Annotated in this window: 10 protein-coding genes and 1 pseudogene; 7 read left to right on the forward strand and 4 right to left on the reverse strand. The window is 74.9% G+C overall.

Annotated elements, in window-relative coordinates; translation table 11 throughout:
- Positions 1-97: 97 nt before the first annotated feature.
- On the reverse strand, positions 98-2644 hold the full coding sequence (gene pepN, locus H1A17_RS23595) for an aminopeptidase N (protein WP_145922998.1): 2547 nt from the start codon (positions 2642-2644) through the stop codon (positions 98-100).
- Positions 2645-2867: 223 nt separating this feature from the next.
- On the opposite strand from pepN, the gene H1A17_RS23600 reads away from it, so the two are divergent.
- The 3 genes from H1A17_RS23600 to H1A17_RS23610 all read left to right on the forward strand — a co-directional run bounded on the left by H1A17_RS23600 (position 2868) and on the right by H1A17_RS23610 (position 5368).
- Complete coding sequence (locus tag H1A17_RS23600; protein WP_145921344.1) at positions 2868-3491, forward strand: DsbA family protein; 624 nt, start codon at positions 2868-2870, stop codon at positions 3489-3491.
- Positions 3492-3605: 114 nt separating this feature from the next.
- On the forward strand, positions 3606-4808 hold the full coding sequence (locus H1A17_RS23605; protein WP_145921343.1) for a DUF1015 family protein: 1203 nt from the start codon (positions 3606-3608) through the stop codon (positions 4806-4808).
- A 74-nt stretch (positions 4809-4882) separates the two neighbouring features.
- Positions 4883-5368, forward strand: coding sequence for a ribose-5-phosphate isomerase (locus H1A17_RS23610; protein ID WP_088647123.1), 486 nt, complete (start codon positions 4883-4885; stop codon positions 5366-5368).
- A gap of 36 nt (positions 5369-5404) precedes the next feature.
- Here H1A17_RS23610 and H1A17_RS23615 read toward each other — a convergent pair whose 3' ends face one another.
- Positions 5405-5734: a hypothetical protein gene (locus H1A17_RS23615; protein WP_145921342.1), complete on the reverse strand. Its 330-nt coding sequence runs from the start codon at positions 5732-5734 to the stop codon at positions 5405-5407.
- Positions 5735-5857: 123 nt separating this feature from the next.
- On the opposite strand from H1A17_RS23615, the gene H1A17_RS23620 reads away from it, so the two are divergent.
- Together H1A17_RS23620 and H1A17_RS23625 are read left to right on the forward strand one after the other, a co-directional pair.
- The gene (locus H1A17_RS23620; RefSeq protein WP_145921341.1) at positions 5858-6397 is read left to right on the forward strand and encodes a hypothetical protein; all 540 of its coding nucleotides are present in this window, start codon (positions 5858-5860) and stop codon (positions 6395-6397) included.
- Positions 6398-6693: 296 nt separating this feature from the next.
- On the forward strand, positions 6694-7491 hold the full coding sequence (locus H1A17_RS23625) for a trypsin-like serine protease (RefSeq protein WP_145921340.1): 798 nt from the start codon (positions 6694-6696) through the stop codon (positions 7489-7491).
- A gap of 76 nt (positions 7492-7567) precedes the next feature.
- On the opposite strand, the gene H1A17_RS23630 is transcribed toward H1A17_RS23625, so the two are convergent.
- A complete protein-coding gene (locus H1A17_RS23630; RefSeq protein WP_194822921.1) occupies positions 7568-10522 on the reverse strand; it encodes an Hsp70 family protein in 2955 nt (984 codons plus the stop codon).
- A 173-nt stretch (positions 10523-10695) separates the two neighbouring features.
- Positions 10696-11556, reverse strand: coding sequence for a DUF3152 domain-containing protein (locus H1A17_RS23635; protein WP_145921338.1), 861 nt, complete (start codon positions 11554-11556; stop codon positions 10696-10698).
- Between the two features lie 140 nt (positions 11557-11696).
- Between H1A17_RS23635 and H1A17_RS23640 the strand changes: the two genes are divergently transcribed.
- Both H1A17_RS23640 and H1A17_RS23645 read left to right on the forward strand, forming a co-directional pair.
- Positions 11697-12194, forward strand: coding sequence for a SigE family RNA polymerase sigma factor (locus tag H1A17_RS23640; protein ID WP_145921337.1), 498 nt, complete (start codon positions 11697-11699; stop codon positions 12192-12194).
- Positions 12191-12381: pseudogene (locus H1A17_RS23645) on the forward strand (hypothetical protein); the annotation flags it as partial. The gene H1A17_RS23640 and the pseudogene H1A17_RS23645, both read left to right, overlap by 4 nt.

Here is a 12381-nt window from a genome sequence, read left to right on the forward strand (position 1 = left end):
CATCCGGTCCCGGGGGCACCCGGCCGGGGCACGACAACGGCCCGGGGCCGGCGCGGGCTCGCACCCGCGCCGGCCCCGGGCCGTGCCATCTCGGCTGTCAGCTGCTGTGGGCGTCCCGCGCGCGGGCCTTCAGCGCCCGGACCACCCCGTCGCGCCCCTCGGCCACCAGGCGGCGCAGCGACGCCGGGTGCCCGTCGCCGGCCAGCCACGCGTCGGTGGCCGCCACCGTCTCCTCCTCGACCAGGTACGCGGGGTACGCCAGCTGCACGAACTCCTGCGCCGGCTCGCTGTCGCGCTGCGCCCACACCTGCGCCACCGTGGCGAAGTACCGCTCCCGGTAGGGCGCGGTGAGCGCGACCTGCGTCGGGTGGGTCAGGCCCTGCAACAGCGCCCGGTTACGCCAGTTCGGCAGCGCGTCCGGGCCGGTCAGCAGGGACCACACCGTCGCCTTGTTCTCCGCCGTCGGCACCAGCGCGTGCGCGTAGGCGGCCTCCCGCTCGCCGGAGGCCGTCCGGTCGCCGGCCAGCTCCGCCTCGATCTCGGCGGCACCGGCCGCCCCCTTGGCCACCAGCGACTGCAACACCGTCCACCGCAGCTCGGTGTCGATGGTCAGGCCCGCCGGCACGTCGGTGCCGGCCAGCCACCCGCGCAGCGTCGCCAGGTCCTCGTCGGCGCGGGCCGACGAGGCGTACGCCCGGGCCCAGGCGAGCTGGAAGCCGCTGCCCGGCTCGGCCGCCGCCAGCGCGTCCTTCGCGGCCCGGGACAGCCCGGCCCAGCCGGTCGGCGCCCACGCCGGGTCGGCGTAGAAGATCAGCGCGGTGCTGGCCTGCCGCAGGGTGGCGGTGACCAGGTTGATGTCGGTCTCGGCGGGCAGCCCGGCCAGCACCAGCGCCACGTAGTCGCGGGCGGACAGTTCGGCGTCGCGGACCATGTCCCAGGCGGCCGTCCAGCACAGCGCGCGGGCCAGCGACGAGTCGAAGCCGGCGATGTGCTGCACCACGGTCGCCATCGAGCGCTCGTCGAGCCGTAGCTTGGTGTAGGTCAGGTCGTCGTCGTTGAGCAGCAGCACGTCGGCGGCCGGCCGGCCGTGCAGCACCGACAGCTCGGTCACCTCGCCGGTCACGTCCACCTCGACCCGCTCCCGGCGGAGCAGCCGGCCGTCGGTCAGGTCGTACAGGCCGACGCCGATCCGGTGGGTGCGCAGCGTCGGGTGTCCGGCCGGGGCCTCCTGCCGGACCAGCACCCGCTCGTAGCCGCCGTCGGCACCGATGGTGACCTCGGGGCGCAGGGTGTTGACCTGGGCGGTCTCCAGCCACTGGGCGGCGAACTTGCGCAGCTCCCGGCCGGAGGCCGTCTCCAGCTCCGACAGCAGGTCGTCGAAGGTGGCGTTGCCCCACGCGTGCTTGCCGAAGTACGCCCGCAGCCCGGCCAGGAACGGCTCCTCACCGACGTACGCCACGAGCTGCTTGAGCACGCTGGCGCCCTTGGCGTACGTGATGCCGTCGAAGTTGACCTCGACCGCCTCCAGGTCCGGCATCTCGCAGTAGACCGGGTGGGTGGAGGAGAGCTGGTCCTGCCGGTAGCCCCAGTTCTTGCGGATCGACAGGAACGTCGTCCACGCCTCGGAGAACCGGGTGGCGTGGGTGTTGCACCAGTGGCTCGCCCACTCGGCGAACGACTCGTTGAGCCACAGGTCGTTCCACCAGCGCATGGTGACCAGGTCGCCGAACCACATGTGGGCCAGCTCGTGCAGGATCGTGTTGGCCCGCTGCTCGTACTCGAAGTCGGTGACCTGTGAGCGGAACAGGTAGTGCGACTCGGCGTGGGTGACGCAGCCGAAGTTCTCCATCGCGCCGGCGTTGAAGTCGGGGACCCAGAGCTGGTCGTACTTGGGCAGCGGGTAGCGCACCCCGAACTGCTCGTGGAAGAAGTCGAAGCCCTGCTTGGTGATCAGGAACAGGTCGTCGGCGTCCAGGTGGGGGGCCATCGACGCCCGGCAGAAGACGCCCAGGTCGATGCCGTCGTGACTGTCCCGCACCTCGTGGTACGGCCCGGCGCACAGCGCGGTGATGTAGGTGCTCATCCGCGCCGAGGTGGTGAAGTGGACGGTCTTGAGCCCCTCGCCGGCCGGTTCCTCCCGCTCGACGGGCATGTTGGACACCACCCGCCAGTGCGCCGGGACGGTGGCGTGCCAGGTGTAGACGCTCTTCAGGTCGGGCTGGTCGAAGCAGGCGAAGACCTTCTGCGCGTCCGCCGTCTCGAACTGGCTGTAGAGGTACGTCTCCCCGTCGACCGGGTCGACGGTGCGGTGCAGGCCCTGCCCGCTGTTGGAGTAGCCGAAGTCGGCGTCCACCACGAGCACGTTCTCGGCGGCCAGCCCGGTCAGCGCCAGCCCCTTCTCGGCCGACCAGCCGGCGAGGTCCACCGGCGCGCCGTTGAGCGTCGCCGCGCGCACCGACTCGGCGGCCGTCTCGATGAAGGTGCCGGCCCCGGGTTCGGCACAGCGGAACCTGACCTCGGTCACCGACCGGAACGTGCGGCCCTCGGCCTGCACCGCGGTTGACAGGTCGAGGTTGATGTCGTACCCGGTGACCTCCAGCAGGCGGGCCCGCTCGGTGGCCTCGACCTGGGTCAGGTTGCGCACTCCTGGCACTTTCGTCTCCATCCCACTCTCGCCGCCATCCGGCTGCGCCAGCCCCTGCCGGCCGCTCGTGGCGGCGACCCGAGCCGAGTCTTCCATGCACCGACCCTGCGGTGGTCGACGTCACGCTCTCATTCCGCTACCGATCGATGCCGTTCGGGGTGAGGATCGACGGGTAACCGCGCCGGGTCCGCCGGCGTGCCTGACGTCACGAAGGGATTCCACCGTGACCGAACGTGTCGCCGTCGACATGTGGTTCGACCCGCTGTGCCCGTGGGCCTGGATCACCTCCCGTTGGCTCCTGGAGGTCGAGCAGGTCCGGGAGGTGGACATCAGCTACCACGTGATGAGTCTCTCCGTCCTCAACGAGGGCCGGGAGCTGCCCGAGCAGTACCAGGAGATGATGAAGCTGGGCTGGGGGCCGGTACGGGTCTGCATCGCCGTGGAGCAGGCGCACGGGGGCGCCACGCTGGCGAAGCTCTACACCGCCATGGGCACCCGTATCCACCTCGGCAAGGAGTCGCTGGGCCGGGAGATGATCACCGCGGCGCTGGCCGACGTCGGGCTGGACCCGTCGTTCGCCGACGCCGCCGAATCCACCGAGTACGACGAGGCGCTGCGGGCCAGCCACGAGGCCGGGATGCGGCCGGTCGGCACCGACGTCGGCACCCCGGTGGTGCACGCCCCCGGCCCGGACGGCGAGAAGATCGCCTTCTTCGGCCCGGTCATCACCCCGTCGCCCAAGGGCGAGGCCGCCGGCCGGCTCTGGGACGGCGTCCTGCTGGTCGCCGGCACCCCCGGCTTCTACGAGCTGAAGCGGTCCCGCGAGCTGGGCCCGATCTTCGACTGATCCCGGCACCGGCGGGGCCCGGCCCGATCGGGCCCCGCCGGGAACGGTTCATCTGGTGGACCCGGCTCGGGGTCGGCGTCGTGCGCAGGGCCGTCGCCGGTAGCGTCAACCCCCATGACGGTCGTGCATCCGATCGCCCGGGCCTGGATCACCACTGGCGGCACCGGCGCGCAGAACTACGACGAGTTCGCCGACGACGCGGAGATCACCGCGATCATCGAGGCGAACCCGCACAGTGCCCTCGGCATCGAGATGCCCCACCGGGCGCCGGAGAGCCTGGGGAAGTCCTTCTCCGACGCGCTCGGCGACGCGGTGGCCCGGCTCACCGAGGCCAAGGCCGACGGCAGCTACACCCCCGCCGAGCAGGTGGTGGTCCTCTACCGGATCAGCGCGCCGGGCGAGGAGTCGGCGTACGGGCTGTTCGCCATGGTCGACACCGACCAGATCTCCACCAGCGCCGACGAGCCCGGCCTGGTGATCCGCAACGAGGACGTCTTCATCGCCAAGGTGCGGGAACGGGTCGCCCTGGCCGAGGCGCTCGGTCACCTGCTCTCACCCGTACTCCTGCTCCAGACCGGGCGCGGGGACGAGCTGCACGCCGCCCTCGCCACGGCGACCGACGCGGCGGGCGCGCCGGCCGCCACCGACACCGACCAGGCCGGCCGCACGCACGCCATCTGGCTGCTCGGCCCCGGCCCCGAGCAGGACGCGCTGACCGCGCTGGCCGGCGGCGGCGAACTGGTGGTCGCCGACGGCAACCACCGCAGCCTGGCCGCGCAGACCGGCGGCTTCCCGCGCTTCCTCGCGGTGGTCACCACCCCGGCGTCGGTCGCCATCCAGCCCTACAACCGGTTGGTCAGCGAGCTGCCCTGCACCCCCGACGAGCTGCTCGACCGGCTGCGCGCCGCCGGCGCGCGGATCAGCCCGGTCGACGGCCCGGTCGAGGTCCCGGCGGCCGGCGGCACCGTGCACCTCCGGCTCGCCGGCCAGGGGTACGCGGTGACCCTGCCGCACGACGCGGACGCCGCCCGGCTGGAGAACCTCGACCACGCCCTGGTGGAGCGGCTGCTGCTGCGCGACGCGCTCGGCCTCGACCCGGGCGACAAGCGGATCACCTACGTCGGCGGCGACTACCCGGCGAGCTGGCTCACCGGTGAGGTCGACGCCGGCCGGGCGGAGCTCGCCGTCCTGATCGCCCCGGTGACCGTGGACGACTTCGTCGCGGTGAACCTGGCCCGGGAGAAGATGCCCCGCAAGAGCACCTGGTTCACCCCGAAGGCACGCGGCGGCCTGGTCGTCGCCGAGCTGCCCCGCTGAAATCCTGTGACGAATCCGCCCCGGCACGCCGCCCCCACGGCGGGCCGGGGCGCGGCCCTGACAGACTGCCCGGTATGCGCGTCTACCTGGGATCCGATCACGCCGGTTTCGAGTTGAAGGTGCACCTGGCCAACCACCTGGCCAAGCAGGGCTACGAGCTGGTCGACGTGGGCCCGCACGCCTTCGACCCCGACGACGACTACCCGACCTTCTGCCTGCATACCGGCGACCGGGTGGTGGCCGACCCGGGCAGCCTGGGCGTGGTCATCGGCGGCTCCGGCAACGGCGAGCAGATCGCCGCCAACAAGGTCGCCGGCGTCCGGGCGGCGCTGGCCTGGAGCATCGAGACCGCCCAGCTCGGCCGGCAACACAACGACGCCAACGTGGTGGCCGTCGGCGCCCGCCAGCACACCCTCGACGAGGCCGCCGCCATCGTCGAGGCGTTCCTCACCACCCCGTTCTCGGGCAACGAGCGGCACGCCCGCCGGATCGCCCAGGTGGCCGAGTACGAGCGCACCCGCGAGCTGCCCGAGCTGCCCGCCCCCGCCGACCTGTCCTGACCGCCGCCCGCCCGGGCCGGTCACCGGCCGGCCCGGTCAGCGGCCCGAGCGGGGCAGGTCCTCCCGGGGCACCCAGTTCCGCCGGATGATCACCAGGCGTTCCTCGGCCTCGGCCAGGTCCTGCTCGGTGGGGCGGGCCGCGTCCCGGGCCCGTAGCGCGGCCCGCACGCTGACCTGCGACGAGCCCGAGCCGACCAGCCCGCGCAGGCCCCGCTCGCCGTCCTCGCCGCCCGGGGCCCGCCGGGCCCGTGGCGGTGGGGCCCCGTCGTGCACCTCGGCGGTGGCCGCCGTCGGCGGCTCACCGCCCCCGTCCGCCGGCTCCGGCTGGTGCCGTAGCCGGCGTCGCCGCCGCTCCGCATCGACCATCTCCCGACCGTACCGTCCGGCGGTGCCCGTCGGGCCGGGCCGGGCGCGGCAGTTTGTCCGCTCGCTACCCTCGAAGACGGTGGACCGGTCGACGGCCGGCACCGGTCATGGGGAGGAAACAAGATGGCAGACCAGACACAGCCGTGGGCCGAGCGGACCGTCGAGGTGCCGCCCCAGCCCGGTGTCGGGGTGCCGCCGCAGCGGGAACCGTTCCGCCGGGGCGTCGCCTCGGTGGGGCAGTCCCGGGCTCCGCGCACCGAGCCGTTCCCGGTGGTCGAGCACGACCAGTCCGGCTGGTCCGAGCCAGCCGCGCCGCGCCGGCCGATGAGCTGGCACGTGGAGCAGCTGCGCCGGGGTGGCGAGTGGAGCGCGGCCGGTGCCCTCTTCGCTTTCGTCTGCTGGGGCATCTGGGCCATCTCCGGCCGGGGCGACCTGGGCGCCCCGCTGCTGACCTTCCTGCTCAGCCTGCTGGTGGCGGCCGGCCTGTTCGCGCTGTCCCGGCTGCTGGGCCGGGTGATCCTGGAACGCCAGCTCGGCCGGGTACGCCGCAGCGCCCGGGGCGCGCACCTGGTGACCGGGGTCTTCCTGGCCGGGGTGGGCATCGCCTACCTCCAGCAGACCCAGTGGGTGATGGACGCCTGGAACTTCGTCACCGGCAACTGAGCCACCCGCCGTCCGGTACGGCGGGCGGGCCGGGGGTGACCCGGTCCGCCCGCGTCCGGTCGCGGGGTTGCCCCGCGACACCGGTCGACACTCCTCCAGGCCGGGCGCTGGCATACCCCGCCGCCCCGGCTTCATCCCCGCCCGGCCGGGTGATCCCGCGCGCCGCGCCGCGCCGGGCCGCCCGGCCGCGATCGTATGACCCCAACAGGATGTTGATGCACATCAATTGACCGATCTAGGCTCCCGCCATCGAACCGGCGCCCCCACCAGGCGCGCCGCCGAGGGTTGGAGGCCCTGTGAACCGTTGGCGCAGTCTCATCGGCCGGATGGCCGCCACGATGGTGGCGATCACCGCCGGGTCGCTCGTCCTGACCGCCCCGGCCACCGCCGCGCCCACCCCCGACGCGGCCCCGTCCGTCGTCGGCGGCACCCGGGCGGCGCAGGGCGAGTTCCCGTTCATGGTCCGGCTCTCCATGGGCTGCGGCGGGGCGCTCTACAGCCCCCGGTTGGTGCTCACCGCCGCCCACTGCGTGAACCGCACCGGCACGAACACCAGCATCACCGCGACCCTCGGCGCGGTCGACCTCCAGTCGAGCAGCCGCATCCAGGTCAAGTCCAACTACGTCTACCAGGCCCCCGGCTACAACGGCAGCGGCAAGGACTGGGCGCTCATCCGGCTCGCCACCCCGGTCACCTCGCAGGCCACCCTGCCCATCGCCACCACCACCGCGTACGACAACGGCACCTTCACCGTCGCCGGCTGGGGTGCCGCCCGGGAGGGTGGTGCGCAGCAGCGGTACCTGCTCAAGGCCACCGTGCCGTTCGTCAGCGACGCCAGCTGCTCGTCCTCGTACCCCGGCGACCTGATCGCCGCCGAGGAGATCTGCGCCGGCTACGCCAGCGGTGGCACCGACACCTGCCAGGGTGACTCCGGCGGCCCGATGTTCCGCCGCGACGCCGCCAACGCCTGGATCCAGGTCGGCATCGTGAGCTGGGGCGACGGCTGCGCCCGGCCCAACGCCCCCGGCGTCTACACCCAGGTCAGCACGTTCGCCGCGTCGATCGCCTCGGCCGCGGCCAGCCTCGGCGGCTGACCCACCGACCGCCCCCCGGGCCGCTGCGCCACCGACCGCCCCCGTGGCAGCCGGTGGCGCAGTGGTGTCCGGCCACTCAGCCGTCCCCGGCGAACCGGTACAGCACGAAGTCCCGCTCCGCCCCGCAGACGATCACCGACGTGTTCCACGCGCACGACTCGCTGCGGACGCCCTGGAGTTGCCCCATCTCGGTCAGCCCGCCGGACTTCGACACCCCGGCCAGGCTCCGGTCGTCCTCGACGCTGCTCGGCGTCTCGGCGAAGACCAGCAGGTTGCCGGCGTCGACCCGGACCGCCGTGCCCTTGCGGTCGGTCAGCACCGCCTTCCCGGCCGGGTCGAACAGACTCACCGTGGTCTTCGGCGACTCCCGCCGGACGAGCAGGTGCTCACCCACCGGCACCAGGTCGACGCCGCCCGGCGCCGCCCAGCGGCGACTGCCCTTGCCCTCGGTGGCGGCGACCACCTCCGTCCGGTCGGTGTCGGCCTCCGGCACCTCCAGCAGGCAGGCCCGGTGCCCGCCGCAGGCCACCAGCCCGGTGACCCGCCGCTGCTCACCCGCGCTGTAGAGCACCGTCGGCTCGGCGAAGCTGCCCAGGTCGTAACCGAGCAGCTTGTATCCCCGGTCCTCCGCCACCACGTACAACCGGTCCCCGGACGCGACCATCCGGTCGCTGACGTCGGCGACCCCGTCGCGGCGACGCACCACCTTGCCGCTGTCCATGTCGAGCACCCGCACCGACCGGTCGGCCCCCACCTGCACCAGCCGGTCGGCGTCGCCGAGCCAGGGGGCGTCGGACGTGCCGTCGAACCCGGCGGGACCGGCCACGCTCTGCGCGGTGCCCACCCGCAGCACCGTGGTACGGGTGTCGCCGTACTCGCTGCGGGGGTTGTCCAGGGTCCAGTCCTGCCGGCCGTCGCGCAGCCGCAGCCCGACCAGGCGGCTGCCGGCGCGGTCCACCCAGACCAGCTTCTCCCCGGTGACGTGCACCGCGTCGTCGCCGTGCACCGGCAACCGCCACCGTTCCTTACCGTCCCCGGCGTCGAGCACCACCACGTCGCGGGGGGTGCTGTCGCCGGCCGCGTCCGCGACGGCCAGCACCGCCCCCGGCACCGCCCGGACCCCGGCCCACCGTCCGCTGCCGGCCGCGACGGTGGTCCGCCACGCCACCTTCCCGGTGCCGGCGTCGACCGCCACCACGGTCAGCCGGTCGTCGGGAAGCTGGTAGGCCAGGTAGGCGCGGTCACCGAACACGGCGGTGAACATCGCCGTCGGGCGGTCCTCGACGGCGGCGGGCCGGGCCACCTCGGTGAGGGTGTGGAACTCCAACGCCGGGTAGCGGTCCCGGGTGAACCAGAGCGCCGCCGCGCCGAGCACGCCGAGCAGCGCCAGCCCCGCACCGAGCCCGACCCGCAGCCGGCGACGCCCGCGCCGCACCGGCGTCGCGGGGCCGGCACCGGTCCCCGGCGGCACCGCCCCCGGTGGTACGCCCGGCCAGCCCGCCGGATACCCCTGGGCCGGTACGCCACCCGGCACGGTCCCGCCCGGCGGCATCCCGCCCAGGGTCGGCACTGTCGTTCCGCCTGATCCGGCTACCGGCGTCCCACCAAACGGAGCGCCCGACCCGGCCACCGGCGTCGCGCCCGCTCCCGCCGGCAGGGTGGCGCTCGGTCCCGGCAGGAGGGTGTGGCCGGTGCCGCCGGCCGTCGCTGCGCCCGCCGGCAGGGTGGCCGTGCCGGCGGATGGGCCGGCACCGGACCCGACCGGGGTGGACGCGGCGTCGGGTACCCCCGGCGCGGCATCGTGCGTCGGAGCGGGCGACGGCGGTGCCGGGGCGGGCGACGGCACCGGGGCGGGCGCCACCGCGCCGGCCGGCCCGGGACGCCGGCCCGGCCGGGGCAGCGGCAGATCGGTGAGCGCCCCCTCGGCCACCGGCAGCTCGGGCTGCTCCAGCACGGTCGGCGCGACCCCCAGCTCGGCGTGCAGCAGCCGGGCCACCAGCGGCACCCGGGACGAACCCCCGACGAGGAACAGCCCGGCCAGCCGGTCCGGGGTCAGACCCGCCTCGGCGACCACCTCCCGGGTCCGGGCGACCGCCCGGGTCAGCAGGGGAGTGGCGAGCTGCTCCAGCTCCGCGCGGGTGAGCGGGACGGCGGTCTCCAGGCCGGGCACCGCGACCGGGGCCACGGCGACCCGGGACAGCATCTCCTTCGCCCCACGGACGTTGTCCCAGAGCTGCTGCCGGTCCCGCCACTGCCCGGTCGTCTCCGGTCGGGTCAGCCGGGCCCACAGCGCCGCCTGCCCGTCGCCGACCAGCTCACCGACCCGGGCGAGCAGGGCCGCGTCGAGGTCCAGCCCGCCGAGGTCGGCCATCCCGCCGGTGGCGATCACCGTGAAACCCGAGTCGCCCCACGGGTCGGCGCCCTCGTTACGGACGACCGCCACGTCCAGGGTGCCGCCGCCGAAGTCGAACACCGCGACCGACTCACCCACCGGCACCGGCCGCCGCAGCACCTCCGTGTAGTAGCGGGCCGCCGCCACCGGTTCCCGCAGCAGCCGGGTGCCCACCGGCACCGGCCCGGACATGGTGTGCTCGGCGGCCGACGGCCACCCGGCCAGCGCCAACGCGTCGTGCAGCACCTGCCGCCGGGGGGCCTCCCAGGCGGCGGGATAGGTGAGCACCGCCGGGGGCAGGAACCCCACCGTCGCCACCGCCTGCTCGGCGACCGCCCACAGGGTCGCGGCGAGCAGCTCCGCCGGGGCGTACGACCGGTCACCGAGCAGGACCGTCGGCTCGTCCACCCGGCGTTTCGGGTTCGGCTCGTACCGGGTCGGGTCCGCCTGGGCGAGCCGCTGGGCGTCCCGGCCGACGTGCAACCGGCCCTCGGTGTCGGCGTAGACCCCGGAGGGGAGGATCGGCTGCCCGTCGACGAGCAGCGGTCGGGTCCGCCCGTCCGGCCAGCGCAGCACGGCCACCGTGTTGGACGTGCCCAGGTCGACGCCGAGGGCGTATCCGTCCTGCTGGCCTGCCATCCGTCGCTACCTCCACCGGACGAGGGGATGCCCGGTCCCGCATGGTACGCAGCCCCCGCCGCCCCGGGCCGGTCCGGCCGCTCAGCCCTCGCTCCGGCGCCCCCGGGGCCCGCCGCAGCCCCGGGCCCGTCGAACCCCCGGGGCCGGCCGGCCCGGCCCCGGTCCGGCGGCCGTCAGCCCCGGTGGCCCGGCTCGGGCGGGGGGACCCGGTCGACGTAGGTGCCGGACGGCCCCGAATAGCGCCTGCCGTCCCGGTACGGCGAGGCGTTGGCGGTGCACCCGTGCAGGCCCAACGTCTGCTGCTGCATCACCGGTGCCGGCCGGCCCCGCCCCGGGCACCGCTCGTGGCCGTGGCCGAGCCGGTGCCCGACCTCGTGGTTGACCACGTACCGCCGGTAGACGGCCAGGTCCGCGCCGTACCCCGGAACGCCCTTCACCCAACGGGCCACGTTGATCACCACCCGGTCGCCGTTGCGGCACGAGGTGTAGCCGTCCGCCGCGTCCCCGCACAGTTCGTCACGGGTGCCCGGGGTGGCCAGGTGGACGGTGAAGTCGGCCGGCCCGCCGGGACCGACCCGCCACAGCCGCAGCGTCCCGCCCGTGGTCCACCCCTGCGGGGCGGTCAACGTCGCGCTGACCTCGGCCGCGAACTCCGCCACCGGCAGCCCCCGGATGTCACGTTCCACCGCCACCCGGTACCGCAGCAACCGGCCGGGGCCCTGCGGGGCCGCCTGTTCACCGGGCGCCACCTGCCAGCGGTTGGCCCCGTCCCTCGGGTAGCTGACCGGGGCGGGCCCGGACCGGCCGGGCGTCACCGCGGCCGATCCGCCGCCCGGTCGGACGGACCCGGCCGGCCGTCCCGGCTCGCCCAACCGGTCGGGCACCGCCGCCGAACTGGCCGGGGAGGGTGACGTCGTCGCAGGTCGCCCCGCCGCCGGCAGCCCGCAGCCGGTCAGCCAGGCCGCCGTCAGCAGCGCCGTCACCGACCGTGCACGCGGGCCGCCGCCACGGCGGGGGCTACCCTTCGTCGCCATGGTGCCTCCTCCGCCCGCCGCCGGGCGGCGTCGGGCAGCGGGAAGGACGGGCGGCCCGCCGGAACAGTTGATCCCATCCGGACTCAACCTTTCGGTGCCCCCGCCCGTCCTGTCCGGCGTGGCAAACGGGAAGAGTGGGCATGGCCCGGGGTGACGCCGAGTTCGTCGAGTTCGCCCGGTCCGCCTCCGGGCGGCTCCGACACGCCGCGTTCCTGATGACCGGCAACCACCACCAGGCCGAGGACGCCGCGCAGACCGCCCTGGTCCGCACGTACGCGTCCTGGTCCCGGGTCCGCGACGAGGACGCCTACGGGTACGCCCGCACGGTGCTGGTCAACCACCTCGTCGACGGGTGGCGGCGGCCGATCCGGGAGTACCCCACCGACGACTTGCCCGAGCAGCGGCGCGGCGACGTCGCCGACGACGTGGCCACCCGCCGCTGGCTGCTCGACATCCTCGGCGCGCTCAGTGCCCGCGAGCGCGCCATCGTCGTGCTCCGCTACTACTTCGACCTACCGGAGGCGCAGGTGGCCCGCGAACTGGGGGTATCGCTCGGCACGGTGAAGAGCACCGGTTCCCGGGCGTTGCAGAAGCTGCGGGCCACCGGGACCCCGGCGACCCAGGGGACCGGCCGATGACCGAGCTGGAGCAGTTCCGCCGGGCGATGCGGGCGACCGAACGGCCGTACCACGAGGATTTCGACCTGACCGTGATCATGCGCGACGGCCGGCGGCTGCGCCGACGCCGCCGGCTCGTCGGCGCGGGCGCGACGGCGCTGGTCGCCGTGCTGGTGGCCGGTGGTGTCGGGCTCGGCGTGCGGTGGGC

This window comes from Micromonospora sp. S-DT3-3-22 (assembly GCF_015354745.1).
GTDB lineage: Bacteria > Actinomycetota > Actinomycetes > Mycobacteriales > Micromonosporaceae > Micromonospora > Micromonospora wenchangensis.

Coding starts and splice junctions, on each gene's coding strand:
- H1A17_RS23605 (WP_145921343.1), top strand. CDS start 3,606: ATGACGGTCGTGCATCCGATCGCCCGGGCCTGGATCACCACTGGCGGC.
- H1A17_RS23640 (WP_145921337.1), top strand. CDS start 11,697: ATGGCCCGGGGTGACGCCGAGTTCGTCGAGTTCGCCCGGTCCGCCTCC.
- H1A17_RS23610 (WP_088647123.1), top strand. CDS start 4,883: ATGCGCGTCTACCTGGGATCCGATCACGCCGGTTTCGAGTTGAAGGTG.
- H1A17_RS23615 (WP_145921342.1), bottom strand. CDS start 5,734: ATGGTCGATGCGGAGCGGCGGCGACGCCGGCTACGGCACCAGCCGGAG.
- H1A17_RS23630 (WP_194822921.1), bottom strand. CDS start 10,522: ATGGCAGGCCAGCAGGACGGATACGCCCTCGGCGTCGACCTGGGCACG.
- H1A17_RS23635 (WP_145921338.1), bottom strand. CDS start 11,556: ATGGCGACGAAGGGTAGCCCCCGCCGTGGCGGCGGCCCGCGTGCACGG.
- H1A17_RS23620 (WP_145921341.1), top strand. CDS start 5,858: ATGGCAGACCAGACACAGCCGTGGGCCGAGCGGACCGTCGAGGTGCCG.